This is a genomic window from Halopiger djelfimassiliensis, from assembly GCF_000455365.1.
GTDB classification, from domain to species: domain Archaea; phylum Halobacteriota; class Halobacteria; order Halobacteriales; family Natrialbaceae; genus Halopiger_B; species Halopiger_B djelfimassiliensis.
Genome location: NZ_HG315684.1, coordinates 37,971 through 63,252 on the forward strand (window position 1 = coordinate 37,971; position 25,282 = coordinate 63,252).

At 66.1% G+C, this 25,282-nt stretch carries 31 protein-coding genes and 2 tRNA genes; 25 read left to right on the forward strand and 8 right to left on the reverse strand.

What is annotated here, in order from left to right; translation table 11 throughout:
• From TX80_RS00200 to TX80_RS00210, 3 genes are read right to left on the reverse strand one after another with little or no spacing between them, the layout of a single operon-like run.
• Positions 1 to 588, reverse strand: coding sequence for a DUF7519 family protein (locus tag TX80_RS00200; RefSeq protein WP_049920818.1), 588 nt, complete (start codon positions 586 to 588; stop codon positions 1 to 3).
• A complete protein-coding gene (locus TX80_RS00205) occupies positions 585 to 2,582 on the reverse strand; it encodes a DUF58 domain-containing protein (protein WP_049920819.1) in 1,998 nt (665 codons plus the stop codon). Before TX80_RS00205 ends, TX80_RS00200 begins: the two co-directional genes overlap by 4 nt.
• On the reverse strand, positions 2,579 to 3,520 hold the full coding sequence (locus TX80_RS00210; protein WP_049920820.1) for a DUF4129 domain-containing protein: 942 nt from the start codon (positions 3,518 to 3,520) through the stop codon (positions 2,579 to 2,581). The genes TX80_RS00205 and TX80_RS00210 overlap by 4 nt, the downstream gene beginning before the upstream one ends.
• Positions 3,521 to 3,740: 220 nt before the next feature.
• Between TX80_RS00210 and TX80_RS00215 the strand changes: the two genes are divergently transcribed.
• From TX80_RS00215 to rpsB, 13 genes are all read left to right on the forward strand, one after another.
• Positions 3,741 to 3,823, forward strand: a tRNA-Ser gene (locus tag TX80_RS00215).
• Positions 3,824 to 3,895: 72 nt separating this feature from the next.
• The gene (locus TX80_RS00220; protein ID WP_049920822.1) at positions 3,896 to 4,414 is read left to right on the forward strand and encodes a 30S ribosomal protein S13; all 519 of its coding nucleotides are present in this window, start codon (positions 3,896 to 3,898) and stop codon (positions 4,412 to 4,414) included.
• A gap of 2 nt (positions 4,415 to 4,416) precedes the next feature.
• Positions 4,417 to 4,938: a 30S ribosomal protein S4 gene (locus tag TX80_RS00225; protein WP_049920823.1), complete on the forward strand. Its 522-nt coding sequence runs from the start codon at positions 4,417 to 4,419 to the stop codon at positions 4,936 to 4,938.
• A 3-nt stretch (positions 4,939 to 4,941) separates the two neighbouring features.
• A complete protein-coding gene (locus TX80_RS00230; protein WP_005579703.1) occupies positions 4,942 to 5,331 on the forward strand; it encodes a 30S ribosomal protein S11 in 390 nt (129 codons plus the stop codon).
• Positions 5,332 to 5,334: 3 nt separating this feature from the next.
• Positions 5,335 to 6,084: a DNA-directed RNA polymerase subunit D gene (locus tag TX80_RS00235; protein ID WP_049920825.1), complete on the forward strand. Its 750-nt coding sequence runs from the start codon at positions 5,335 to 5,337 to the stop codon at positions 6,082 to 6,084.
• Positions 6,085 to 6,217: 133 nt separating this feature from the next.
• Positions 6,218 to 6,302, forward strand: a tRNA-Leu gene (locus TX80_RS00240).
• Between the two features lie 71 nt (positions 6,303 to 6,373).
• On the forward strand, positions 6,374 to 6,727 hold the full coding sequence (locus TX80_RS00245) for a 50S ribosomal protein L18e (protein ID WP_049920826.1): 354 nt from the start codon (positions 6,374 to 6,376) through the stop codon (positions 6,725 to 6,727).
• Positions 6,724 to 7,173, forward strand: a complete 450-nt coding sequence (locus tag TX80_RS00250) for a 50S ribosomal protein L13 (RefSeq protein WP_049920828.1) — start codon at positions 6,724 to 6,726, stop codon at positions 7,171 to 7,173. The genes TX80_RS00245 and TX80_RS00250 overlap by 4 nt, the downstream gene beginning before the upstream one ends.
• On the forward strand, positions 7,167 to 7,565 hold the full coding sequence (locus TX80_RS00255) for a 30S ribosomal protein S9 (protein WP_049920829.1): 399 nt from the start codon (positions 7,167 to 7,169) through the stop codon (positions 7,563 to 7,565). The genes TX80_RS00250 and TX80_RS00255 overlap by 7 nt, the downstream gene beginning before the upstream one ends.
• A gap of 12 nt (positions 7,566 to 7,577) precedes the next feature.
• Entirely contained in the window at positions 7,578 to 7,772 is a 195-nt protein-coding gene (locus TX80_RS00260; protein ID WP_049920830.1) for a DNA-directed RNA polymerase subunit N, read from the forward strand.
• 1 nt (position 7,773) lies between these two features.
• Positions 7,774 to 7,953 carry a DNA-directed RNA polymerase subunit K gene (locus tag TX80_RS00265; RefSeq protein ID WP_049920832.1) on the forward strand — a complete coding sequence of 60 codons (180 nt, stop codon included), beginning with the start codon at positions 7,774 to 7,776 and terminating at the stop codon, positions 7,951 to 7,953.
• Positions 7,950 to 9,206, forward strand: coding sequence for a phosphopyruvate hydratase (eno, locus tag TX80_RS00270; protein ID WP_049920833.1), 1,257 nt, complete (start codon positions 7,950 to 7,952; stop codon positions 9,204 to 9,206). The genes TX80_RS00265 and eno overlap by 4 nt, the downstream gene beginning before the upstream one ends.
• The gene (rpsB, locus tag TX80_RS00275) at positions 9,203 to 10,009 is read left to right on the forward strand and encodes a 30S ribosomal protein S2 (RefSeq protein ID WP_049920834.1); all 807 of its coding nucleotides are present in this window, start codon (positions 9,203 to 9,205) and stop codon (positions 10,007 to 10,009) included. Before eno ends, rpsB begins: the two co-directional genes overlap by 4 nt.
• Positions 10,010 to 10,044: 35 nt before the next feature.
• Here rpsB and TX80_RS00280 read toward each other — a convergent pair whose 3' ends face one another.
• Positions 10,045 to 10,974 (reverse strand): thiamine-phosphate synthase family protein, encoded by a 930-nt coding sequence (locus TX80_RS00280; protein WP_049920835.1) that lies wholly within the window; start codon positions 10,972 to 10,974, stop codon positions 10,045 to 10,047.
• 122 nt (positions 10,975 to 11,096) lie between these two features.
• On the opposite strand from TX80_RS00280, the gene mvk reads away from it, so the two are divergent.
• The 6 genes from mvk to TX80_RS00310 all read left to right on the forward strand — a co-directional run bounded on the left by mvk (position 11,097) and on the right by TX80_RS00310 (position 18,171).
• Positions 11,097 to 12,083, forward strand: a complete 987-nt coding sequence (gene mvk, locus TX80_RS00285) for a mevalonate kinase (protein WP_049920838.1) — start codon at positions 11,097 to 11,099, stop codon at positions 12,081 to 12,083.
• A complete protein-coding gene (locus TX80_RS00290) occupies positions 12,080 to 12,820 on the forward strand; it encodes an isopentenyl phosphate kinase (protein WP_049920839.1) in 741 nt (246 codons plus the stop codon). Before mvk ends, TX80_RS00290 begins: the two co-directional genes overlap by 4 nt.
• 451 nt (positions 12,821 to 13,271) lie before the next feature.
• Positions 13,272 to 14,621: a ribonuclease J gene (locus TX80_RS00295; RefSeq protein ID WP_049920841.1), complete on the forward strand. Its 1,350-nt coding sequence runs from the start codon at positions 13,272 to 13,274 to the stop codon at positions 14,619 to 14,621.
• A gap of 1 nt (position 14,622) precedes the next feature.
• Complete coding sequence (idsA3, locus tag TX80_RS00300; protein ID WP_049920842.1) at positions 14,623 to 15,720, forward strand: geranylfarnesyl diphosphate synthase; 1,098 nt, start codon at positions 14,623 to 14,625, stop codon at positions 15,718 to 15,720.
• A 114-nt stretch (positions 15,721 to 15,834) separates the two neighbouring features.
• Complete coding sequence (locus TX80_RS00305; protein WP_049920843.1) at positions 15,835 to 16,377, forward strand: GNAT family N-acetyltransferase; 543 nt, start codon at positions 15,835 to 15,837, stop codon at positions 16,375 to 16,377.
• A 75-nt stretch (positions 16,378 to 16,452) separates the two neighbouring features.
• The gene (locus TX80_RS00310) at positions 16,453 to 18,171 is read left to right on the forward strand and encodes a glutamate--tRNA ligase (protein WP_049920844.1); all 1,719 of its coding nucleotides are present in this window, start codon (positions 16,453 to 16,455) and stop codon (positions 18,169 to 18,171) included.
• Positions 18,172 to 18,304: 133 nt separating this feature from the next.
• Here the strand turns inward: TX80_RS00310 and TX80_RS00315 are convergent, their stop codons facing one another.
• The 3 genes from TX80_RS00315 to TX80_RS00320 all read right to left on the reverse strand — a co-directional run bounded on the left by TX80_RS00315 (position 18,305) and on the right by TX80_RS00320 (position 19,823).
• Positions 18,305 to 18,865 carry a cupredoxin domain-containing protein gene (locus TX80_RS00315; RefSeq protein WP_049920845.1) on the reverse strand — a complete coding sequence of 187 codons (561 nt, stop codon included), beginning with the start codon at positions 18,863 to 18,865 and terminating at the stop codon, positions 18,305 to 18,307.
• Positions 18,866 to 19,133: 268 nt separating this feature from the next.
• Complete coding sequence (locus tag TX80_RS19210; RefSeq protein WP_195893005.1) at positions 19,134 to 19,301, reverse strand: hypothetical protein; 168 nt, start codon at positions 19,299 to 19,301, stop codon at positions 19,134 to 19,136.
• Positions 19,302 to 19,337: 36 nt separating this feature from the next.
• Positions 19,338 to 19,823 carry a DUF456 domain-containing protein gene (locus tag TX80_RS00320; RefSeq protein ID WP_049920846.1) on the reverse strand — a complete coding sequence of 162 codons (486 nt, stop codon included), beginning with the start codon at positions 19,821 to 19,823 and terminating at the stop codon, positions 19,338 to 19,340.
• Between the two features lie 91 nt (positions 19,824 to 19,914).
• Here TX80_RS00320 and TX80_RS00325 point away from each other — a divergent pair, with 91 nt between their 5' ends.
• Entirely contained in the window at positions 19,915 to 20,652 is a 738-nt protein-coding gene (locus TX80_RS00325; protein WP_049922122.1) for an SDR family NAD(P)-dependent oxidoreductase, read from the forward strand.
• 133 nt (positions 20,653 to 20,785) lie between these two features.
• Here TX80_RS00325 and tmcA read toward each other — a convergent pair whose 3' ends face one another.
• Positions 20,786 to 23,197: a tRNA(Met) cytidine acetyltransferase TmcA gene (tmcA, locus tag TX80_RS00330; protein ID WP_326544622.1), complete on the reverse strand. Its 2,412-nt coding sequence runs from the start codon at positions 23,195 to 23,197 to the stop codon at positions 20,786 to 20,788.
• Positions 23,198 to 23,228: 31 nt separating this feature from the next.
• Between tmcA and TX80_RS00335 the strand changes: the two genes are divergently transcribed.
• From TX80_RS00335 to ndk, 5 genes are all read left to right on the forward strand, one after another.
• Positions 23,229 to 23,558 (forward strand): YbjQ family protein, encoded by a 330-nt coding sequence (locus TX80_RS00335; protein WP_049920849.1) that lies wholly within the window; start codon positions 23,229 to 23,231, stop codon positions 23,556 to 23,558.
• A 236-nt stretch (positions 23,559 to 23,794) separates the two neighbouring features.
• Positions 23,795 to 24,157, forward strand: a complete 363-nt coding sequence (gene rpl7ae / locus TX80_RS00340) for a 50S ribosomal protein L7Ae (protein ID WP_049920850.1) — start codon at positions 23,795 to 23,797, stop codon at positions 24,155 to 24,157.
• A gap of 11 nt (positions 24,158 to 24,168) precedes the next feature.
• A complete protein-coding gene (locus tag TX80_RS00345; protein ID WP_006184658.1) occupies positions 24,169 to 24,393 on the forward strand; it encodes a 30S ribosomal protein S28e in 225 nt (74 codons plus the stop codon).
• Entirely contained in the window at positions 24,393 to 24,770 is a 378-nt protein-coding gene (locus TX80_RS00350) for a 50S ribosomal protein L24e (RefSeq protein WP_049920851.1), read from the forward strand. Before TX80_RS00345 ends, TX80_RS00350 begins: the two co-directional genes overlap by 1 nt.
• On the forward strand, positions 24,770 to 25,234 hold the full coding sequence (gene ndk / locus TX80_RS00355; RefSeq protein WP_049920852.1) for a nucleoside-diphosphate kinase: 465 nt from the start codon (positions 24,770 to 24,772) through the stop codon (positions 25,232 to 25,234). Before TX80_RS00350 ends, ndk begins: the two co-directional genes overlap by 1 nt.
• The last annotated feature ends 48 nt before the right edge of the window (positions 25,235 to 25,282 follow it).

The following is a 25,282-nucleotide window of genomic DNA, read 5'->3' on the forward strand; positions in this document are numbered from 1 at the left end:
TCATCGGCGGCCTCGATTCCCGGGTCTCACGCCGCGCCGACTCGAGCGCTTGCTGTCCCGGCTCCCGAGTCCGATCGTGAGCAGTGCCGCCGCGAGCAACAACAGGACGACCGCGGCCGCCGGCTGACCGCCGTTCGAACCCGCGTACACCGCGTAGCCGAGCGTCCCAGTCACCAGTCCGACGAACAGACTCGAGAGCAACTGGACCGCTTCGAGCCGGATCGTCGGCGCATCCCGGCCGAGTTGCTCGCCGAGAGCGACGGCCCCGTGGCCGAGATCCCACGCGAGTACGGTCGCGATCGTTCCGACGACCGTCGCCTCGACGGCGATCCCGCTGGTCTCGAGTCCGCCGATGACGACGCCGAAAAAGAGGACCAGTGCCCCGACATCGAGCATTCGGGACCGGCCGCGGACGAGGCCGAGACCGAGCACTGCGGCCCCGAGGCCGGCGAACCCGAGCGCGGTCGTCCCGGCAAGCGCACACGTGAGGACGGCGACGGCCGCGGCGACGGCACTGACGCCGCTCGAGAAGCGGGTCGGCCGTCGAGTGACGGTCGCGTCCTCACCGCCGTCGCGAGGGACGCTCATTGTCGACCACTGGCGGCCTGCCGGGCGAACACGTCGTCGATCGAGTCGGTTGCCGGCCAGTCGACGACCGGGACGTCGGCTCGCCGGAGGTCGGCAAGCCGCACGCGTCGGGCGACGGCCGCGAGTTGCTGGCCGACGGTCGCCGTCGCGGTCGGATCGGGACTGACGACGGTGACCGCGTGTCCCCGCGCATCGAGTCGGCGCGCAATGTCAGTCGAGGCGGAGTCACACAGCGGGGAAAGCAACAGGATCTGGGTCTCGGAGGAGAGGCGACTCCGGATCGTTCGAAGCTGTGGAACCCATCGGCTCTCGCGCTCCGGCGGCAGCGTTTCGAACTGGCGATGCGTCGCGAGACGCTCTTGCAGCCGGATCTCGTGGTCGCGTCCCGATCCCGGCGGCAGCCAGCACGGTTCCGCTCCCGTCGTTCCGGCTCGACCGCGACCGACCGGTCCGAGTCCGGCGAGACCGACCGTCTCCCCCGCCTCCAGTAGCGAGCCGGCGATCCGACCGGCCGCGGCGACCGATCGATCGACGGCGTGTGGCTCGCCGGGACCCGGAGCGAGGTAAGCCGCCTTCCGGGCGTCGACGAGGACGACCACGCGTGCCGCACGCTCCTCGTGGAAGTCGAGGGTGGCGAGGTCGCCGGTTTTCGCCCGGCGATTCCAGTCGATGCGTGCGAGCGGATCGTTCGGGCGATACTCGCGAACGGAGTGAAAGGTGGTTCCCGAACCGCCCTCGGCGGTCGGGTGCCGACCGGCGTAAGCGCCGGTGGCCGTCCGCAACGGGACCGGCGCGGCGACCGGTCGAAGTTCGGGGTCGCAGACGAGCGCGGTCTCGGTTTCGACGAGGAGTTCGCGTTCGGCCGCCTGTGACGGATCTCGCGCGATCGCGAGTGCGGGATCGAACTCGTGACGGCCGCGCTGTGCCGTCACCGTGTACTCGAGCGAGACCGATTCGCCGGGCCGAAGTGCGGTCCCGAGTCGACTCGAGCCGTCGGTGACGGCAAGCCCCGGCGGAACGCCGTCGACGAACCGGAGGTCGGGCACGAACCGATCGCTTTCGTTCGTGATCGTCACGGTTACGTCGACTTCCGCACCCGGTTCGGGAGCATCGTCGCTTACCGTTCGCTCGATGGAAACGTCGGGCGTCGGCGGCTCGAGGGCGCGAGCGAAGCCAGCGTAGCCGATACCGACCACGCCGGAGAGGACGACGGCGGCCGACTCGGCGATCGCCCCGATCCCGACGGCAACCAGCGCGACAGCACCGATCCCGGCCCAGTACGCCGTCGAGTGCAGCCCACGGAGGGTGATCCCCGAATCGTCGGCTGGATCGGTGCTCGTCCGGTAGTCGCGATCGGGTTCGGACCCGCGGTCGTCGAACCGGGTCGTCCCCCCTTCGGGGTCGTAGTCGGGGAGCGGTCGTTCGTCCCCAGTCGCCGTCTCGTTCGAGCCGATCGCGGCGATGGCCGCGACGGTTCGCCGGACGCCGTCCCGGAACTGGCTTTCGCGACCGCGAGCGACCGCCGTCCGGAGCCGTTCGCGGACTGATCGTCGTTGGTCGAGCGAGTCAGACAGGAACGCGGCTGCGATCCGGTCGTCGGTCCAGGTGCCGTCCTCGAGCCGAGCCGTCGCCTCCTCGACGGAATCGCCCTCGAACCGGGTGAGCGCGGCGACCGCCGCCGACCGGAGGTCGTCGACGGTTCGCCGGCTGGCCGGCGAGTAGCCGGCCGTTCGCGTCCGAAACTCGGAGAGGGCGCTCGAAAGCGATTCCCCCGGCGTCGGGGCCTCGATTCGGCGCTCGGGGTCGGGTGTCTCGGTCCGGGTGCGTGTGTCACGGCGACGGAGGACGAAGCCGACCCCGCAGACGAAAACGAGGAGACCCACCAGAACGATCGTCGACCGGTCCAGTCCGAGGACGACGATCCCGGCGATAGCCGCCGTTCCTCCGACGAACGCGACTCCGCCGAGCAGCAACGATGCGGTCCGGCGGTTCATTCGCCACCTCCGGCACGGTCGGATTCGGAACTCGAGTCGGTCTCGGCGTGGGTCGCTTCGATGCGGCGCAACACCGACACCGCCCTCGCTTCCATCTCCGGTGTCGTCTCCGTATCGCCGTACCTGACGTCCTCGAAGAGTCGCGTGAGTTCGTCGACGTGTTCCCGATCGATCCCTGCCTCGATCGCGGCGCTGGCGAACTCGCGTGGCGTGCTCGACTCCGGGCGGTCGACCTCGAGCAGGCGCGTCAGTTCCCGCCACGCCCGGTAAATCTCGTTGTCCGCATCCGTCGCGTTCTCGAGCCGATCGGCGGCGCGGCCGGCCGCGGCACCGACCGCGGCGGCATCCTCGACCGTCCGGTCGGAGCCGGGACTCTCGTCCGGGTCGGCCGCGGTCGATTCGGAACGATCGGTTCCGCGGCTGACGAGCAATCCGCCGACGAAGACCGCGGTTATGAGCGCGAGGAGGCCAAACAGCGGCCCCACGGAGAGCGCGGTCCCGTCGTTCCCGCTGTCCCCGCCGAGCCCGTCACCGCCGGTACCCGTTTCGTTCCCCGTCGGTTCCATCGGGGGTTTGAACGCCCCCGGATTCCCGTCCCAGACCGACGTGACCAGCCAGAGGACGGCGGCCGCGACGAGCACGAGGACAAGCCAGACCGCGACGCTCCGGACGAACTCGCGTCGATGGGCGATGAGATACCAGACGAGCGCGACCGCAATCAGGAGTAGTATCGCGTAGACGAGATACTCGAGAAACACGGGCGCTCCGCCGCCTTCGGTCGATTCGACGACCGAGGGCTGTGAGGGCCGTCCTTCCGAACCGACGCCGCCGGAACCGCCGGTCTCGACGGGGGACCGAATGGTCGCGGCTGTGAGTCCGACGGCGACGATGCCGCCGACGGTTGCGAGCAGCCGTACGAGGAGATCGTTTCTGGACACTCGTTGCGCCCACGTACTGTCCGATCGATAATAAGTCGGTCCCATGACCGGCATACTCCCGACTCCAACCCGCAACGGCTGGGGGCCGGCGTCGGCGTGAACGGTGGGTGTCCCTCGTAGCCTTTCGTTGCGCTTAAGTACCAGACGGGGGTAGGTTGGAGTGCGATACGTGTAGGGGACGCCGTCCCCGAGTCCGCGAGGGCGATGATAGAGACACGGTGTCGTGGTAGCCAAGCGGCCCAAGGCGCATGGTTGCTAACCATGTGGCGTCAAGCCTCCGGGGTTCGAATCCCCGCCACGACGTCGGATTTACCGGGCTGGCATTTCGCCAGTCGCAATTGCAACGCCTGCAGACCAGACACAGATACACGATACATGAGCGCGGAAGAACCCCAAGAGCAAGACGAGGACGAAGACCTTCAGTACTTCGTCCGTATCGGTCAAACCGACCTCGACGGGACGAAGTCGGTCGAGCGCTCGCTCTCGGAGATGAACGGGATCGGTCGACGAACCGCCCGGATCATCGCCGAAGAGGCGGGCGTCGATCGGACGGCGACGTTCGGTCGGCTCGACGACGACGTCATCGACGAGGTCGTCGAACTCGTAGAGAACTACGCCGACGAAGTTCCGGACTGGCTCAACAACCGCCAGTCGGACTTCTACACCGGCGAAACGACCCACGAGATCGGCAACGACCTTCAGTTGACCCGCCAGCACGACATCAACCGGATGAAGATGATCGACTCCTACAGGGGGGTTCGCCACAAGCGCGGCCAGAAGGTCCGCGGTCAGCGAACCAAGTCCACCGGTCGTACGGAGGGCACCATCGGAGTCAACGTCGAAGAGATCCGCGAAGAAGCCGAAGAAGGCGGCGACGAAGGGGAGGGTGAATAACGATGCCACTCGGAACCGACACCAAACAGTACGAGACGCCGAACCACCCTTACCAGGGTGAACGCATCGCCACCGAGCACTCCCTGATCGACCGCTACGGCCTCAAGAACAAGGAGGAACTCTGGCGAGCCCAGTCCCAGCTTCGTTCCTACCGGCGCGAGGCTCGCGACCTGCTCGGGCAGGCACAGGGCGACGAGACCGTCATCCGTCGCTCCGACGAGTTCCTCGGGCGACTCAAGCGCGTCGGCATCCTCGACGAGGCCGACGAACTCGGCGACGTCCTGTCGCTGGAGATCGAGGACGTCCTCGAGCGCCGACTCCAGACGGTCGTCTACCGGAACGGGCTTGCCAACACCACACAGCAGGCCCGCCAGTTCATCACGCACGGCCACATCGTGGTCGGCGATCAGCGCCACCGGGTCCCGTCGTACGTCGTTGACGTCGACGAGGAGGAGCTCGTCGCCTTCGACGAGAACAGCCCGCTTGCGGACGAACTCCACCCCGAACGCGCGGAGGGTCAGTAAACCATGAGTCAGGACGACGAAAAGTGGGGCATCGCCCACGTGCACGCATCGTTCAACAACACCATCATGACCGTGACCGACCTCACGGGAGCGGAGACGATCGCCAAATCCTCCGGCGGGACGGCGGTCAAACAGAACCGCGACGAGGCCTCGCCGTACGCCGCGATGCAGATGGCCGAGTCCGTCGCCGAGGAGGTCAAGGCAGCCGGCATCACGGGACTGCACGTTCGCGTTCGCGGTCCCGGCGGCAACCTCCAGAAGTCCCCCGGTCCGGGCGCGCAGGCGACGATCCGCGCGCTGGCTCGCTCGGGTATCGAGATCGGGCGAATCGAGGACGTCACGCCGATCCCACACGACGGATCGCGCGCTCCGAAAGGAAAGGGCGGCTACTAGACCATGAGTGCAGAGTACGACGTCGAGTTCGTCGAACGCGAGGACCGGAACGCACGGTTTCTCGTCCGTGGCGTGACGCCCGCGTTCGCCAACGGCATCCGGCGAGCGATGCTTGCCGACGTGCCGACTATGGCGATCGATACCGTCCGGTTCGTCGAGAACTCGTCGGTCATGTTCGACGAACAACTCGCGCTCCGGCTCGGGCTCGTCCCGCTGACGACCCCGCCGGAAGGCGAGTTCACAGCGGACGACACCGTCACGCTCTCGATCGACGTCGAAGGGCCGGCAACCGCCTACTCGGGTGATCTCGTCTCCGAGGACGATCTCGTCCAGCCGGCCGACGAGAACGTTCCGATCATCGAACTCAAGGACGGCCAGCGCCTCGAGGCGGAGGCCGACGCGATCCTCGACCGCGGCAAGGACCACGCCAAACATCAGGGCGGCGTGGCGGTCGGGTACCGACACCTCCAGCGCGTGGAGGTCGAAGACGACCTGCCGGAGTTCGAGGATCCGGAGCCCCAGATCGTTCGGGGTGTCGTCGAGGAGAACGGCGAACTCGTGCCGACAAGCGAGTTCGACCACGATCTCTCGAATCGCTATCCTGGCAAGGAGGTTCGCGTCGAGGACGTCCCGAACGCGTTCGTCTTCCACGTTGAGACGGACGGCTCCTTTACGATCGAGGAACTGGTGACGCGGGCCGCCGACACGATCGAGGCGCGCGCGACCGAACTCGAAGACGCAGTACAGCTATAGACGACCATGATCCGACGCCCCCGATCCCACTGTGGCACGACGTTCGCCGGCGCCGTGAGCGACGAGACCGGCTCCCGTTTGCCCGATGGAATCGAAAGGGGTTTGAAGGGGCGGCGGAAAGAGGGAAGTGCGAGCAGGGATAGCCAAGTCTGGCCAACGGCGCAGCGTTCAGGGCGCTGTCTCGTAGGAGTCCGCAGGTTCAAATCCTGCTCCCTGCATCACTTCTCACACGATTCCATGTCGGCGAGACGGATCCTCGTGTCGCCGGCGTCATCTTTGGAGGATACCAATGAGTAGCAAGACTAATCCGAGGCTCAACGATCTCATCGCCGAGCTGAAGTCGACGTCCCGCGAGACGGACGCCGACGTCTGGCGAGACGTCGCGGATCGACTCGAGAAGCCCCGGCGCACCCACGCTGAGGTGAACCTGGGCCGTATCGAGCGATACGCACGCGAAGAAGAGACTGTCGTCGTTCCCGGCAAAGTGCTGGGCTCCGGCGCACTACAGAAATCGGTTACCGTCGCGGCCGTCGACTTCAGTTCCTCGGCCGAGACGAAGATCGAACAGGTCGGCGAACCAGTACCGCTCGAGCAAGCGCTCGAAGAGAACCCCGAGGGATCCAACGTACGGGTGATTCGATGAGTATCGCAGAGTTCGACGCAGACGTCGTCGTCGACGCCCGCGACTGTATCCTCGGTCGCGTCGCAAGCGAGGTCGCCCAGCGCGCCCTCGACGGCGACCGCGTCGCGATCGTCAACGCAGAGGACGCCGTCATCACCGGCGACAAGGAAGACATCTTCGGGACCTACCGCAAGCGGCTCCAGCTCGGATCCGACAGCGGTCCGTACTACCCGAAGCGACCGGACACGATCTTCAAGCGGTCCGTTCGCGGGATGTTGCCCTACAAGAAACAGCGCGGCCGCGAGGCGTTCGAGAACGTCCGCGTCTACGTCGGTAACCCCTACGAGGGCGACGACGACCGAGAAGCCGAGATTCTCGAGGGAACGTCGCTGGATCGGCTTTCGAACATTCGCTTCGTCCACCTGGGCGAGGTTTCCGAACAACTCGGTGCTAACGTCACATGGTAACCAACACGAGTGGCAAGAAAAAGACCGCCGTCGCTCGCGCGACCGTCCGCGAGGGCGAGGGTCGCGTCCGAATCAACTCGAAACCGGTCGAACTGGTCGAACCGGAGATGTCCCGACTCAAGATGCTCGAGCCGTTCCGCATCGCCGGCGAGGACCTCCGCAGCGAGATGGACATCGACGTTCGCGTCGAGGGTGGCGGCATCAGCGGACAGGCAGACGCCGTCCGTACCGCCATCGCTCGCGGGATCGTCCAGCACACGAACGACGCCGAACTCCGTGACGCGTTCATGGAGTTCGACCGCTCGCTGCTGGTCAACGACGTTCGCCAGTCCGAACCGAAAAAGTGGGGCGGCCCGGGCGCTCGGGCGCGCTACCAGAAATCCTACCGCTAAGGTGATCAACTCATGATGGTACCGGTTCGGTGTTTCACCTGTGGCAACGTCGTCGGCGAACACTGGGAGGAGTTCGACGAACGAGCGAACGAGGGCGACGAGGATCCCCAAGCGGTTCTCGACGATCTCGGCGTCGAGCGCTACTGCTGTCGACGCATGCTCGTCAGCCACACCGACCTCGTCGACGTCGTCTCTCCGTACCAGTAACATGCAACAGGAACGTCACAATCGCTACGAGAAAGCACGCATCCTCGGCGCACGAGCGCTGCAGGTGTCCTACGGGGCACCGGTGCTGATCGAGACGGAGCAGTCCGAACCGATCCTCATCGCCGCCGAAGAGTACGACGCCGGGGTACTACCGTTTACCGTCAAGCGAGGGAACGAATGACGCTCATTACCGACGTTCGACTCCGACGGATCTTGGATTCGCGTGGCAACCCGACGGTCGAGGCCGACGTGGTGACCGAAAGCGGCGGGTTCGGCCGCGCAGCAGCGCCAAGCGGTGCCAGCACCGGCGAGTACGAGGCCGTCGAACGACCGCCCAACGAAGCGATCGCGGCGGCCCGGGAGCACGCGGTCCCGCGGCTCGTCGGCGAGGCCTACGCCGGCAATCAGCGGGAAGTCGACACCATCCTGCATGCCGCGGACGGCACCGACGACTTCTCGGAGATCGGCGCGAACAGCGCAGTCGCGATCTCGATGGCCGCCGCGAAAGCAGGGGCGGACGTTCTGGGTGCGCCGCTGTTCCAGCACCTCGGCGGTGCGTTCCGCGGCGACAGTTTCCCTGTTCCGCTCGGGAACGTCGTCGGCGGCGGCGAACACGCCGCGGACGCGACCGACATTCAGGAGTTTCTCGCCGCACCCGTCGGCGCGCCGAGCGTCGAAGACGCCGTCTTCGCCAACGCGGCCGTCCACGCCGCCGTCGCCGACCTGCTCTCGGAACGCGATATCGCCTGCGGCAAGGGCGACGAGGGCGCGTGGGCACCGTCGATCGACGACGCCGAGGCCTTCGAGGTCGTCGACGAGGCGGTCTCGATGGTCGAGGACGAGGTCGGATTCGACATCCGGTTCGGCCTCGACGTTGCCGGCGCGGAGCTGTACGACGCCGACTCGGAAACCTACGAGTACAGCGACGCGAGCCGGGATACCGAGGAACAGATCGCGTACATCGCCGAACTGATCGACGAGTACGACCTCGTCTACGTCGAGGACCCCCTCGACGAGGACGATTACGACGCCTTCGCCGATCTCACCGACGAGGTCGGCAGCGCGGCGCACAGCGCCGCGGGCAGTTCGAGCGGGCAGGGCCCGCGAGCAGATCGGACGCTGATCTGTGGTGACGACCTGTTCGTCACGAACACCGAGCGACTCCGTGAAGGGATCGATCGCGGCGCTGCAAACAGCATCCTGATCAAACCCAACCAGATCGGGACGCTGACCGACGCCTTCGACGCGATCGAGCTCGCGACCGAGAACGGCTACGACTCGGTCGTCTCCCACCGCTCGGGCGAGACCGAAGACGCGACGATCGCACACCTCGCCGTCGCAACCGACGCCCCCTACATCAAGACGGGTGCCGTCGGCGGCGAGCGAACCGCAAAGCTCAACGAGCTCATCAGAATCGCAGACGACGCGACATGACAGACAACGACGCATCCCAGGAAGGGCTCGACGCCGCCGAGGAGGAAATCGACGAGGAGCCAGCCGAAGGGGCTGGCCCCGCCGCCGAGGAGGACGTCGAGCCAGTAGACGAACAGCCCGCCGACGCCGACGCCGACGAGGCCGACGCCGACGCCGAACCAGACTCCGACGAATCGGCGGACGAGGGGCCGACCCTCGACGACGACGTGATGTCCGACGAGGAGGCCGACCTCCTCATCCCCGTCGAGGACTACCTCGGGGCCGGCGTCCACATCGGGACCCAGCAAAAGACAAACGACATGGAGCGGTTCATCCACCGCGTCCGGACCGACGGGCTCTACGTGCTGGACGTCTCGAAGACCGACGGCCGCATCCGGACGGCCGCGGACTTCCTCGCCAACTACGACCCCGAGCAGATCCTGGTCACCTCGAGCCGCCAGTACGGTCGGTTCCCGGCCGAGAAGTTCGCCGAGGCCGTCGGCGCGCGTGCCCGAACCGGTCGTTTCATCCCGGGGACGCTGACCAACCCCAAATACGACGGCTACATCGAACCCGACGTCGTCGTCGTCACCGACCCGATCGGCGACGCACAGGCCGTCAAGGAAGCGATCACGGTCGGCATTCCGGTCATCGCGATGTGTGACTCGAACAACCAGGTCAGCAACGTCGATCTGGTCGTCCCGACGAACAACAAGGGTCGCAAGGCCCTTTCGGTCGTCTACTGGCTGCTCGCCAACGAGGTCCTCGACCGCCGCGGTGCCGAGCCGTCCTACTCGCTCGAGGACTTCGAAAGCGGCGTTTAATTCGTCCGAATCGGCGCTTCGTTTTCTCGCTTTTCCTACGTCGAGTCCGTGGCCCGTTCGAGAAGCGTTGCGACCGTCTCGGCGGCCTCGAGTGCGGTTGCACCGAAGACGTACGTCGTGGGTTCGATCCCGAACGCGCCCCGATGGTAGGCGACGCGCGGAACGTCGCCTCGCGTTTCGAACCGTTCGATGAGGTGTTCGCCGCGGTCCTCGTAGTCGGCGTCGAACTCCAGCGGATCGATCCCGAGGCCACGCGCCGCATCGAGAACCGCGTCGTCGGTGGCGATGTTGACCGCTCCGCGGATCTCGGGGTCGATCTCACCGGCGGCGAGGACGGCCGTCGCGACGTGTCTCGAGGCACCGAACTCCGGGTTGGCAGGGATCTCGATCCGGCCGCCCATGGCGTAAATGCGGCCGGGAATCGCCGCGACGTCGGTCTCGTCGCTGGCGTCCGGGAGCGCCATACCGACGTTCGTACCGACGTTGGGGACGAACGCGGCCATGTTCGGGATCGACGTGAGGGTCCGTGCTGCAGTCCGGACGTTCGCCAGCGCGTCGCGTTCGGCCCGGACGTCCGGATCGAGTCCACGAACGCAGAGATCACACCCGAGACCACGGAGTTCCGGCATCTCCTCCTCGTGGAGTTCACAGATCGGCCCGCGATCCTCGAGGCTGCGGACGAGCGAGAGGAGTTCGGCCAGCGCGTCGTAGCCGTCCATCTCGCCGCTGCTCAACCCGTCGGCGATCCGCTCGACCGTCGCGACGGTTTTGGGCTCGTCGCGGAACCGATCGTCGCCGCCGCCGTCGCCGCTGACGTACTTGCTGACGGCGGCCTGCGTGACCCCGAGGTTGGCGGCGATCTCCTTTTGGGTCATGCCGCGCTCAGCGAGTCGCGTCGCGAGCATCGCTCGCACCGTCGGCAGAAAGCGATCGACGACGAGCTCGCTCGGGAGGACGAGTGACATACCCCCGGGTTCGGTCGTCGGCGGCTTAAGTTCGGCTACACCGATCGACCCGCGTCACGAACCGGCGGGCCGGCTCACCGCGAGAGGATAGCTATTAACCGCCGTCGTGCGAACGGCCGGCTATGACAGTTTCGAGCGCTCCCGGGAAGGTGTACTTGCTCGGGGAGCATGCGGTGGTTTACGGTGAGCCCACCGTCCTGTGTGCCATCGAGCGACGGGCACGGGTCAGCGTACAGCGCCGCGACGACGGCAAGCTTCGGGTCAACGCCGAGGACCTCAGTCTGGACGGGTTCACGGTCGAGTACGACGGTACGGCCGACGAAGGGCCGGACGTCGACGTCTCGGAGTCGTTGCTCGACGCCGCGATGGGCTACGTCGACGGCGCGATCGAACAGGTTCGGGAGGTAACCGGGAACGACGAGGTCGGCTTCGACGTCACGATCGAAAGCGACATTCCGCTGGGGGCCGGGCTGGGATCGTCGGCGGCGGTCGTCGTCGCCGCGATCGACGCCGCGACGCGGGAACTCGGCGTCACGCTCGATTCCGACGAACTCGCCGAGCGGGCCTACCGGACCGAGTACGAGGTTCAGGACGGGCAGGCGTCCCGCGCCGATACGTTCTGCTCGGCGACGGGCGGTGCGGTCAGGGTCGAAGGCGACGACTGCCGCTCGATCGAGGCACCGGATCTCCCGATCGTGATCGGGTTCGACGGCGGTGCCGGCGACACCGGCCAGCTGGTCGCGGGCGTCCGCGAGCTGCGCGAGGAGTACGAGTTCGCAGCCGATACCGTCACCGCGATCGGCGACGTCGTGCGCAACGGCGAGGACGCGCTCGCGGATCGCGATCTCGAGGAACTGGGGCGGCTGATGAACTTCAACCACGGTCTCCTCTCCGCGCTTGGCGTCTCCTCGCGCTCGCTTGACGCGATGGTCTGGGCGGCCCGCGACGCGGGCGCGTACGGCGCGAAACTCATCGGAGCCGGCGGGGGCGGCTGTATCGCCGCGCTGGATCCGACCCCGGAGACCGAGACGGCACTCTCGTTTACGCCGGGCTGTGAGGAGGCCTTCCGCGCCGAACTCGCCGACGAGGGGGTGAAGCGACTCGAATGATCGTCCTGAAACTCGGCGGGAGCGCCATCACCGACAAGGATCGGCCGGAGACCCTCGACGGCGACGCGCTCGACTCCGCCGCCGCCGCGATCGCAAGCTCGCTCGAGGGCGACGTCGACGACCTCGTGATCGTCCACGGCGGCGGCAGCTTCGGCCATCACAACGCCAGCGAACACGGCGTGACCACTAGCGAAGGCACGCACGAGGCGGCCGCGGCGATGGATATCCACGGGGCGATGACGACGCTCAACCGGTTCGTGCTGGGCCGACTGCACGAACGCGGTGTGCAGGCGGTGCCGGTCCATCCGTTCTCGACGGCCCACCGCGACGCGGACGCCGACCTGACGCTGCCGACCGGACAGGTCGAAACGCTGCTCGAGGAGGGGTTCGTCCCCGTGCTCCACGGCGATCTCGTGGCCCACGCTGGCGAAGGCGCGACCGTCGTCAGCGGCGACGAACTGGTCGTCGATCTGGCCCGCAGCCTCGGTGCCGACCGAGTCGGCCTCTGTTCGACGGTTCCGGGCGTGCTGGACGCCGACGATGCGGTCGTCGAACGGATTTCGGCCTACGAGGACGTCGAATCCGTGCTCGGAGACAGCGACGCGACCGACGTCACCGGCGGGATGGCAGCGAAGGTGCGGGCGTTGCTCGCACTCGAGGCCCCGGCTTCGATCTTCGGACTCGAGGAGCTGGAGCCGTTTCTCGACGGGTCGAACCCGGGGACGACGATCGAGTGATCCCGGTCCGTGAAGCGTTGCCGACGACCGTTCCGTCCGGGTCGACGCGGTTGGGTGACCGCTTCGAAGCCGCGTCTCGAACCTCGTCGTCCTGCCGTTCGGTTCCGACCCGCCGTCGCGGTATCTCCAACCGAGGGTCCGAAACGGTTCTCACTCCGAACTGTTCAATAATTCTGTGACTCTGCGGGCGTTCCTGTCGGATCGCTGTACCGACGGTGGGATACCCAACCCACTGCGTTTTTAACACCCGGGCGTGTAGGAGACAGTAGCGAAACCCGCGGGCAAGTGCGTTCGGGGCTTACGGCGGTGTCGTAGGCCGAATCGAGGCGATCGTCGCCGCCGAGCGCATAGCGGGACGGCCGACGCGCTGTAAGACGCCGGGGCCACACAACCGGGAGTCCGCGGACCGTTTCGATGAGAGTCAATCCCACGGCTTTCAGTACAACGAACCATGGAAATCGAAATCGCAACCATTGGCGGATACGAAGAAGTCGGACGGCAGATGACCGCCGTCCGCGCCGGGGACGACGTCGTCATCTTCGACATGGGACTGAACCTCTCGCAGGTTCTGATCCACGACAACGTCGAAACCGAGCGCATGCACAGTCTCGACCTGATCGACATGGGCGCGATCCCCGACGACCGCGTCATGTCCGATCTCGAGGGGGACGTGCAGGCGATCGTGCCGACGCACGGTCACCTGGATCACATCGGCGCGATCAGCAAGCTCGCTCACCGGTACAACGCGCCGGTCGTCGCGACGCCGTTTACGATCGAGCTCGTGAAACAGCAGATCGAGGGCGAACAGAAGTTCGGCGTCGAGAACGACCTGATCAAGATGGAGGCCGGCGAGACGATGACGATCGGCGATCACGGGGTCGAACTCGAGTTCGTCAACGTCACCCACTCGATCATCGACGCGATCAATCCGGTCTTGCACACGCCCGAGGGCGCGATCGTCTACGGGCTGGACAAGCGCATGGACCACACGCCGGTCATCGGCGACCCGATCGACATGAAGCGGTTCCGAGAGATCGGCCGCGAGGGCGAGGGCGTCCTCTGTTACATCGAGGACTGTACCAACGCGAACAAGAAGGGACGGACGCCGTCCGAGAAGGTCGCCCGTGAACACCTGCGGGACGTCCTCTACAGCATGGAGGACTACGACGGCGGGATCGTCGCGACGACGTTCTCGAGTCACATCGCCCGCGTGAAGTCGCTGGTCGAGTTCGCCGACGACATCGGTCGCCAGCCCGTCTTGCTCGGGCGCTCGATGGAGAAATACTCCGGAACCGCCGAACGCCTCGACTTCGTCGACTTCCCGACCGATCTGGGGATGTTCGGCCACCGCAAGTCGGTCGACCGGACGTTCAAGCGGGTCATGAACGAGGGCAAGGAGGACTTCCTGCCGATCGTCACCGGCCATCAGGGCGAACCGCGCGCGATGCTCACGCGGATGGCTCGCGGCGAAACGCCATACGAACTCGACGACGGAGACAAGGTCGTCTTCTCGGCGCGGGTCATTCCCGAGCCGACCAACGAGGGCCAGCGCTACCAGGCCGAAAAGCTGCTTGGCATGCAGGGCGCACGCGTCTACGACGACATCCACGTCTCCGGCCACCTCAACCAAGAGGGCCACTACGAGATGCTCGACGCGCTCCAGCCCCAGCACGTCATCCCGGCCCACCAGGACATGAGCGGCTACTCCAGCTACGTCAACCTCTGTGAGAGCGAGGGGTACAAGATGGGTCGTGACCTCCACGTCACGCGCAACGGCAACCTCATCCAGCTCGTCGACTGATATGACGACTCCCGAGGCACGAGAAGAAGCAGTGCTCGAGGCGGTTCGAAAGCGCCGCGAGCGGGTCAACGACGCGATCCCCGAAGAGTTACCGATCCAGCGGCCCGAACGGCTCTATGAAGCCTCTCGGTACCTGCTGGACGCGGGCGGCAAGCGACTGCGACCGACCGTCCTGCTCACGGTGGCGGAAGCGCTTGCCGACGTCGAACCGCTCTCGGTTGACTACCGTGAGTTCCCGACCCTCGACGACGGGAACGTAAACGCACACGCTGACGATACGGGCCGGGCGCAAGCGCCCGACGCGATCGACATCTTAGACGCCGCAGTCAGCGTCGAAGTCATCCAGTCGTTTACGCTGATCCACGACGACATCATGGACGACGACGACCTCCGTCGCGGCGTGCCCGCCGTTCACAAGGAATACGATCTCGAGACTGCCATTCTCGCCGGTGACACGCTGTACTCGAAGGCGTTCGAGATCATGCTCGAGACCGGTGCGGATCCGGCCCGGACCGTCGAGGCGCTCGACGTCCTCGCAACGACCTGTACGAAGATCTGCGAGGGACAGTCGCTGGACGTCACCTTCGAGCAGCGCGACGACGTCTCGCCCGAGGAGTACCTCGAGATGGTCGAACAGAAGACGGCCGTGTTGTACGCCGCCTCGGCGTCGCTTCCCGCGGTGTTGATGGGGGCCGACGACGAGACGATCGAAGCGCTGTACGGGTACGGACTGGACATCGGCCGTGCGTTCCAGATCCAGGACGACGTGCTCGATCTCACCGTTCCCAGCGAGCAACTCGGTAAACAGCGCGGGAGCGATCTCGTAGAGAACAAACAGACGCTGATCACCGTCCACGCCCGCAAGCAGGGCGTCGACGTCGCTGGACTCGTCGACACGGACGACGTCGAAGCCGTCACCGAAGCCGAAATCGCCGACGCCGTCGCCGAACTCGAGGACGCGGGGTCGATCAGCTACGCCAACGAGATGGCCCGCGATCTGGTCACGCAGGGCAAGGAACGACTCGAGGTGTTGCCGGACAACGAGGCCCGAGAGTTGCTGTGTGAACTCGCCGATTATCTGATCGAGCGGGGCTACTGAATCTGGGGCCTCGAGTCGGTTTTCGATCCTTTTGTCGTCGACAGCGACCCGGCTAGACGAGGGTCGTCCCGGCCGAGCGGGGAATTTAATGCAAGTGCCTGTCACGAGCGGAGTATGCAGATCCGCCCGCTACCGGCCGATGAAAGCGCCGTTCGTCGGTACGTCGAGCAATTGTGGCTGCCCTACCACCGCGACCTCGAGACGACGATCGAGTCCCACGGGCTCGCTGACGAGGGTGATATCGACCTCGTCGCGGCGGAGGTCGCATTCCGTCTCGGCCGTCTCGAAGACGACGACTACCGGCTCTGGATCGCCGTCGACACGGACGCTTCTCGAGGATCGACGGCAGAGAGCGGTCCACTCGAGAACGACGGTGACCTCGCCGGCTTCGTCGGGACCGAGATCGACGACGCACCGTCCGTCTTCGATCGACCGGATCGGTTGGTCGTCGGTGATCTTTACGTCCGCGAGCCTTACCGTGGCTCGGGGCTCGCCCGTGACTTGATCGGCCGTGCCGCGAAACGGGCCGGGAAAGCCGGCTGTCCCGAACTCGTGCTCGACGTCGATGTCGATAACGACCGAGCGATCGCCTTCTACGAGAAGCTCGGTTTCGAGACCTACCGTCGTCGGATGACGGTCGACGTCGACGAGTTGTGACGGTCCCCGAGTCGAGACCGCAACGGCGAGTCGACACCGCGGAGGTTTTGGTCCGGGCACGAATACCGCTCGATAATGAACGACGACTTGCGCGAACGCGTCGAGCGCGAAGCCGAGAAACACGCGCTGTTGAACGCGGTGAAACACGAAAGCGACGCCGACGTCGGCGCGATCATGGGGCCGCTGATGGGCGACAATCCCGAGTTCCGCGAGCACGGCGACGAAGTTCCGGGCGTCATCGGCGGCGTCGTCAGTCGGGTCAACGACCTCGAGTACGAGGCGAAACGCGAGCGCCTCGAGGAACTCGCGCCCGCGGCGCTCGAGGAGATCGAGGCCGAAGCGGAGGAGGACGAACACGACCTGCCCGAACTGCCGAACGCCGAGGCGTACGACGAGATCCGGATGCGGTGTGCGCCGAACCCGAACGGGCCGTGGCACGTCGGCCACGCTCGGATGCCTGCAGTCATCGGCACCTACCGCGACCGCTACGACGGCTGGTTCTGCGTTCGGTTCGACGACACCGACCCGGAAACCAAGCGGCCGGATCTCGACGCCTACGATGCGATTCTCGAGGATCTGGAGTATCTGGGCTTCGAGCCGGACGCGGTCTATACGGCCAGTGACCGTCTCGAGACGTACTACGAGCACGCCCGCGACCTGATCGAACTGGGTGGGGCCTACACCTGTTCCTGTCCGGGCGACGAGTTCTCGGATCTGAAGAACTCGGGCGAGGCGTGTCCCCACCGCGACAAGGACGTCGAGACGGTCCGCGAGGAGTTCGCGGCCATGATCGACGGCGAGTACGACAGCGGTGAGATGGTCCTCCGGGTGAAAACCGACATCGAGCACAAGAACCCGGCACTGCGCGACTGGGTGGCGTTCCGGATGGTCGACACGCCCCACCCACGCGAGGAAGCCAGCGAGTACCGGTGCTGGCCGATGCTCGACTTCCAGTCGGGGATCGACGACCACCTGATCGGGATCACTCACATCATCCGCGGGATCGACCTGCAGGACTCGGCGAAGCGCCAGCGGTTCGTCTACGACTACTTCGACTGGGAGTATCCCGAGGTCGTCCACTGGGGGCACGTCCAGATCGACGCCTACGACGTGAAGATGAGCACCTCGACTATCGCGGAACTGATCGAAGAGGGCGAACTCGACGGCTGGGACGATCCCCGCGCGCCGACGCTCAAGAGCCTCCGACGGCGCGGGATCCGCGGCGAAGCCATCGTCGACGCGATGGTCGGACTCGGGACCTCGACCAGCGACGTCGACCTCGCGATGAGCACGGTCTATGCGAACAACCGCGAACTGATCGACGACGGGACCGATCGGCGGTTCCTCGTCCGCGATGGCGAACGGTTCCCGCTCGAGGGGAGCCCGCCCGCGGAAGCCACTCCGCCGTTGCACCCCGATCACGAGGAGCGGGGCGTCCGCGAGATTCCGGTCGGCGACGCCGTGTTGCTCGAGCCGACGGACGTCCCCAACTCCGGGGATCGCGTCTGGCTCAAGGGACTCGGATGCTTCCAGCAGACGGACGAAACGCTCCGGTACACGGGAGACGACATCGAGGTCGTCCGCGAGGGTGCCGTCGACGTCGTCCACTGGGTGCCGGCCAGCGAGAGCGTTCCGGTTCGGCTACGAACGCCCGACGGCGACGTCGCCGGCCGAGCGGAACCCGGCGTCGGCGACCTCGAGGCCGACGAACTGGTGCAGTTCGAACGCGTCGGGTTCGCCAGAATCGACCGCCACGACGACGAAGAGACCGTCGCGTACTACACACACCCATAGAGTACCGGTCGCTTCGGCGTCCGGAGTCGGACTCAGGCGGCTCCTGTCGGGGAAGGATTCGTCACCAGCACCTGCAAAGTCGACACGCCCGTATGGATCGTGGCGTTTGAGAACCACACCCCGTCCGAAGGGTCTATTCTTCGGTCTCGTTGCCGTCGGTTTCGTTGCCGTCACCACCGCCACCGCCGCCGCTTTCGACCTGAATCGGTCCGTTCATCGTTCCTTCGTGTGGCTGACAGACGTACCGGGCCATCTCCGAGGTCACCTCGTCGATCTCGAGGGTCTGTGTTTCCCCTTGCTGGTCCATCAGTTCGGTCGAGTAGTCGTCGACGACCTCCTCGTTCTCGTCGCGGATCTCGAGGTTGTGGCGGGCACCGTCGATGTTCTCCCACGTTATCTCGTAGGATTCGCCCTCGAAAAGGACCAGCGTCGGATTGTCTTCGCCTTCGATCTGCGAGGGGGATTGTCCCTGCCAGGCCGATGTCTCGCCGCCGAGTTCGATCTCGGAGACGCCCTCCCACTCGCTCGTATCGGCTTCCCCGTCGCCACCTTCCGGTGCACCGTTCTCTTCTTCGGTCCCGCCGTCGCCGTCACCGCCCCCGTTTCCACCACAGCCAGCGACGAGCGCCGTCGCACTAACGGCACCGGTGAGTTTGAGAACCGTTCGACGAGTCGTCGGGTCAGTCTCCCTCATATCACCCTCTATCGGAGCCGATGGTGTTAAACTAAATTCCCGGTACTGGTTATTGTCTTGGCATACTATTGGAATATATTTGCCTTTTGTACTGTTTTTATGGAATATAACGAATATATGATATATCCATAATTCGTCGAGAATGTCGTTAGACCGGCTGGTCGACGACCGGTGATCGATCGACCGAGTTTCCGTCCTCGTGCCCACGGAGTATGGACGAACCACGGCCGAACGTTGGCGTTTTTCGGCGGTGTAGGAGTTCGATCCCCTAGTCCTCGAGCAGTTCAGCCGCGCTGCCCGGAGTCGGATCGGCGACGACGCCGTCTCGCTGGCCGAGTACCCGGGCGTGTGCCACACAGACCGTTCTGTTTTCCGCCCACGGGATGTGCAGTTCGACACTCGCCGGCCGAGTACAGTCGTCTTCCGGACACTCCATGGTCGCCCTACGACAGCCCGAGGTTCAGCGTTTGGGTTACAATAGCACGACGGCGACGAGGAACCCGAGGAGGATCGAAACCGTCAGCAGAACCTGGATCGCCGTCGAAGCGAGGATTCCAGCTGTCGCGTACAGCGCCGACCGAGTGCTTTCGGTGGCCTCCCCCTCCCGGAGATACTCGAGAACGAAGACGGTCCCGAACAGTCCGATCACCAGCCCGAGCGGTCCGGTCACGACCATGAGGACGATGCCGACTGCGGCCGCCGCGACAGTGGTCGACCACGACGCTCCGCCCGCCCGTGCGGCGATCGACCCGCCGAAGAACTCGGTGAACAGAACTACGACGCCGAGCGCAGTGAGTATCGCCAGCGCGATCGGTCCGGGTTCGGCGAACCCGGACGCCCACCAGTAGAGATACAGCCCGGACAGCGAGAGCAGCCCGCCGGGAACGAGCGGCACGAGCGTGCCGATCACGCCACCGACGAGCAACGCGAACGCGAGGACCGCGATCGGTTCGACCATACGTCGGACAACGACGGGTCGTTCAATAGGCATGTCGTTCCTCCGACGGCTCGACCAGCACGGTTATGTCGGTCTCCGAGAACGAACACACATGACCAAGGGCGCGATCATCGTCGGTGCGTCGTCGGGTATCGGCGAGGCACTGGCCCGTGAACTCGCCGAAAACGGCTACGAAATCGGCTTGACGGCTCGACGCACCGAACGGCTGAAACGGATCGGTTCGGAACTCCCGACCAAAGCCTACGTGGCGACGATGGACGTCACCGAACCCGAAGCCGCCCGCGAGGGGTTTTTCGAACTCGCCGCAGCGATGCCATCCGTCGACCTCGTCGTCATCAGTGCCGGCGTCGCGGAACTCAACGACGACCTCGAGTGGGAACCCGAACGACAGACAATCGACGTTAACGTCCGTGGCTTTACGGCCATCGCGACGGCTGCGATGGAGCACTTCGAGCGCAACGCCGACGACGGCAGCGGGGCCGACGGCCACCTCGTGGGAATCTCTTCGATCGCGGCGCATTTCGGCCTCGGCGGCGCGCAGGCGTACAACGCCTCCAAAGCCTACGTCTCGCGGTACCTGCAGGGGCTGCGACACCGCCAGCAGGATCGCGACGCGACCGTCCGGATCACGACGATCGAACCCGGATTCGTCGACACCGACCTCTCGATCGGCGGCTTCTGGGAGTGTTCTCCCGAAACGGCCGCGACCCAGATCGCTCGAGCGATCCGCAAGGAACGCGATCACGCCTACGTCACTCGCCGCTGGCGACTCGTCGCATGGGGGCTGGAACTGTTTCCGGAGTCGATCCTCCGGCGGGTGCTTCCCTGACGCTCATAGACACCGCCACTCGAGTCATCAGTTCGGTACTCGGAACGGTGTGGCGATTGTCGGCTGTGGCGGGACCCGTCGGACGAACCGACGTGATCGATCGGACTCCGTGAGCGTGCCGGAGGTCTCGAGATCACGTCCGGAACCGCTCCCGAACCGTGAGCGCCGCGTCCGATCCGTACCGATCGACCAGCGGACACAGCGCGTCGCCGAGCGCTCGCATACACTGACCCGGCGAGTGGTACTCGAGGCGGTCGGCGACGGTCGCCCAGTCCCGTCCTTGAAGCGCCCGCAAAACGAGCAGTCGTTCCTCGCGGTCGGTGAGATCGATCGCGTCCGGATCGTCGACGAAGTACCGGACGACGAGATCGCGAAACGGGCCGGGATCGACGTCGAACAGTCCGGGACCGTAGGCGGCCCCGGCGACGACCCGCCACTCGTGATCGGTCACCTCGAGGGGCGGCCGCCCCTCGTTTGCCGTCGATTCCGTGGCGACGCTTCGGAGGACTGCGCGGGCGACATCGGGATCGAGGTCCGCGAGTGAGTCGGTACACAGCGGTCCGAACCGGCGGGCGAACCAATCGGCGTGTCGATCGGAGAGTGCCCGGCCCGCGTCGCTCGTGGGCGCAAGCAATAACGCGGAGTACTCGCCGCTCGCGTCGTTGCGAGTCGTCGAGACGTGGACCGTCCGATAGCCGTTCTCGCGCCAGAACCGGAGGAGGCCGGGCGTCGCACCGAAACCGGTCCCGAGCCAGTCTACGTCCGCGGCGAACTCCTCGTGGATGCACTCGAGCAGTCGCGAGCCGAGACCCCGCGACCGGGCCTCGTGATGGGTGGCGATGCGGACGACGCGGATGCCGGCCGGCTCGCCCGCCGATTCGTCGCGCAGTTGGCTCGTAAGTACGTCCGGGAGCATGTTGCCGCGGACGCGGCCGCCCTCGTACATCATCGCCCGCGTTTCCGCCGAGAGGTTCCCTTCGCGGGCCAGCAACGCGACGCTGACGACGCGTCCGTCGTGCACCAGCGCGCGGGCCTCGAGGTTCGGGGCATCGAGCAACCGCGCGAGGTCGTTTGGCTCGGTGCGGTAGTGAGCGAGCACGAGCAGGCCGAAAGCCTCCCGGAGCAGGGTCTCGTCCGCGAGCAGGTCGTCGGGCCCGAGGCGACGGTACGTCGCGGTTTCCGGTGTCGCGTCTGCGACGAGCGGCCCGACCGGCGGCCGCGCATCGAGCAGCAGGGCGTGGAAGGCCCACACCTCGACCGGATCGCCCGCGGCGTACCGGATCGGCTCGACGAGCGTGCGGTCGACGACCTCGTGATCGCTCTCGGCGAGGCGGTCCCGGAACCGGACGGAAAAGCCCCGTCCTGCGCCCTCGTAGCCGTGAATCGTCGTCGCGAACGCGACCCGGTCGGCGGCGAGCAACGACTCGAGCCGCGAAACGGGCAACGCGGCCGCCTCGTCGACGACGACTGCATCCGCCGCGTCGAGGGACTCGACGGCCTCGGAGGGATCGCAAAATCGGACGCGACCGCCCGCCAGCGTCTCGAGTCGGCGCGGTTCGACGGCGGCCGTCTGCTCGAGCGTCTCGCAGAGCTCTTCGGCCCGTTCGAACGCCTCACGCGCGTTTCGCCATCGAGGAGCGGTGACGAGCACGTCCGCACCGTCGGCGGCGAGCGCCCCCGCCGCCAGACCCGCCGCGCTCGATTTCCCTCGGCCGCGGTCGGCCTCGAGGACGACGGCCCGTTTCCCGTCGTCCGAACCGGCGGCCAGCGACTCGAGGGCGGCGACTGCCTCGGCCTGGTCGTCCGTAAGGCAGGCCTCGTAGGCGGCGGTCGGGAACCGACGAGCCGGCGGTGCCGCCTCGAGCGGGTCGGATGCCGTTTCGGTCGCCAGCCGGGGAGCCGGCTCCGTTCGCCCGTCGTCCTCGATGCGTCCGGTCTCGAGGTCGACGATGGCTACACCGCGGTGCGCTCGGAGCGTCTCCACGAACCGTCGCCGAAAGCGGCCGGTGACGTCCGCGCGCTCGAACGGCGGGACCACGAGCGACTCGTCGAACGCGCCCCGTCGGTCGGGCCACTCCTCGAGCGGCGGCGTCAGGAAAACGAGCAACCCGCCGCCGTCGACCGCACCGACGACCGTCCCGAGCGCGTTCGGTCGCAGCTCCGCGTGGGCGTCGAGGATCACGACGTCGCGCGTCGTCCCGAGGAGGTCACCTGCGTTCGATTGCGGGCGGTGTTCGCAACGCAGTCGGTCGTCGGGGCCGATCAACGTGGTGTCGGTGATCCCGACTGGCACGGCGTCGAGAACACGTTCGAGGGCGTCGTACCCCCGTTCGCGGTCGCCCGCGATGACGAGGATGCGTCGCTCGTTCGTGCGCTCTGCCTCCGCACGAAGCGACTCCGCGTGCCCGACGACATCGACGGTCATGTGTCGGTCTTGGGGACTCACGAGTAATAGCCTCCGGAACCGGGCGCGGCGTTGCGTCCGCCGTCGCGTACGAAAGGGGCCGACGTCGGACTCTCCACCCCTGAAACTCCGGCTGCGGATTTATATTCGGGCGACACCTACGAGAAATCACATGGACGGTATCACGATCACGACGACCGACGGTCTCGAGGGTCGGGACGTAGTCGAGTACTGCGGCGTCATCTCCGGCGAGGCAGTCATCGGCGCAAACGTCGTCAGCGACATCGCGGCCGGCATCCGCGACGTCGTCGGCGGCCGCAGCGGCTCCTACGAGAAGAAAATCGAGAAAGGGCGCAAGGAAGCGATCGCGGACCTGCGGGCGGACGCCGAGGACCTCGGCGTGGACGCGGTCATCGGTGCGACGTTCGACTACGAGGAGATGGGAGAAGGGATGCTGTGGGTCAACCTGTCGGGAACGGCGGTCAAGACTCGGAAGGCGTAGCCGGATCCGGTTCCGGATCGGTCCGTCCGAGGACGGTCCGTGCGGACCCATCCCACGGCCCCGGCCGTTTGAACACGCTTTTAAGGGGGGCAACGCTACAGCGTAGTACACCCTACGCGGGGTTGATGATGCTCCTAGCCTCACAGGACTTCCGCCGATTTTACTTCGGCCCGGGGTACCCAGTTCCCCGGACGGCAGGGGAGCGCGAGCCCACGCGTAGGAGAGGTGAACAACCAATGTCAGTCTACGTAACCACCGACATCCCAGCCGACCTCGCCGAGGACGCCCTCGAGGCCCTCGAGGTCGCACGAGACACCGGACGAGTAAAGAAAGGAACCAACGAAACGACGAAAGCCATCGAGCGCGGCAACGCCGAGCTCGTCTACGTCGCCGAGGACGTCTCGCCCGAGGAGATCGTCATGCATCTCCCCGAACTCGCGGACGAGAAGGGCATTCCCGTCGTTTTCATCGAGACCCAGGATGACGTCGGTCACGCTGCTGGTCTCGAAGTCGGCTCGGCTGCCGCGGCGATCGTCGACGCCGGAGAGGCCTCCGGCGACGTCGAGGACATCGCCGAGAAGGTCGAGGACCTCGACTGAGGTGATCAGAAATGAGTGCTGAAGAGGAAGAAAGCGGCTCTACGCCCGCCGAGGTCATCGAGGTCGTCGGCAAGACCGGCATGCACGGCGAGGCCATGCAGGTCAAGTGCCGTATCAAGGAGGGCGAGAATCAGGGACGCATCATTACCCGAAACTGCCTCGGGCCGGTCCGCGAAGGGGACGTACTCCAGCTTCGCGAGACCGCCCGCGAGGCCGACTCCATCGGAGGACAATAATGGTCGAGAAACGAACCTGCGACTACACCGGGGAAGAGATCGAACCCGGCACGGGTATCATGTACGTCAAAAACGACGGTACCGTGCTGCACTTCGTCGACTCCAAGGCGGAGAAAAACTACAAGCTCGGTCGCGAACCGCGTGACCTCGAGTGGACCGAGGAAGGTCGTCGCGGCAAGGGCCCCGCGGAAGCGGACACGCCCGCCGACGAGGAAGCCGATCAGGACGAAGTCGTCGAAGCCGGCGAAGACGAGAACCTCGAGACTGAGGAGGAGGCCGTCGACGAGGACGAGGAAGACGTACCCGCCGGGGACGAAACCGTCGACGAGACCGAAGAAACCGAAACTGAGGCCGAAGCCGAGGAGAGTGAGGCCTAATGAGTGACCACGAGCGCACCTTCGTGATGGTCAAGCCCGACGCCTTCGCGCGCGGGCTCGTCGGCGAGGTTATCTCCCGACTCGAGGACCGCGGGCTCAAGCTCGTCGGGATCAAGGTCGAGACCATGCCCCGCGAGCGGGCCGAGGAACACTACAGCGAGCACGAGGACAAGCCGTTCTACGACGACCTCGTGGAGTTCATCACCTCCGGTCCGGTCGTCCCGATGGTCTGGGAAGGGCAGGACGCGACCCGACAGGTCCGCCAGATGATCGGCGAGACCGACCCGCTCGAGGCCGATCCCGGGACGATCCGTGGCGACTACGCGCTCGACCTCGGTCGGAACGTCGTCCACGCCGCCGACCACGAGGACGAGGGCGCAAACGAACGCGAAATCTCGATCCACTTCGACGAAGACGAACTCATCGACTACGAGCAACACGACGCTGAGTGGCTCTACGAGTAGCGTCGACGATCGGAGCCACGCTTCGGACGGAAATTACACACCGCCGCG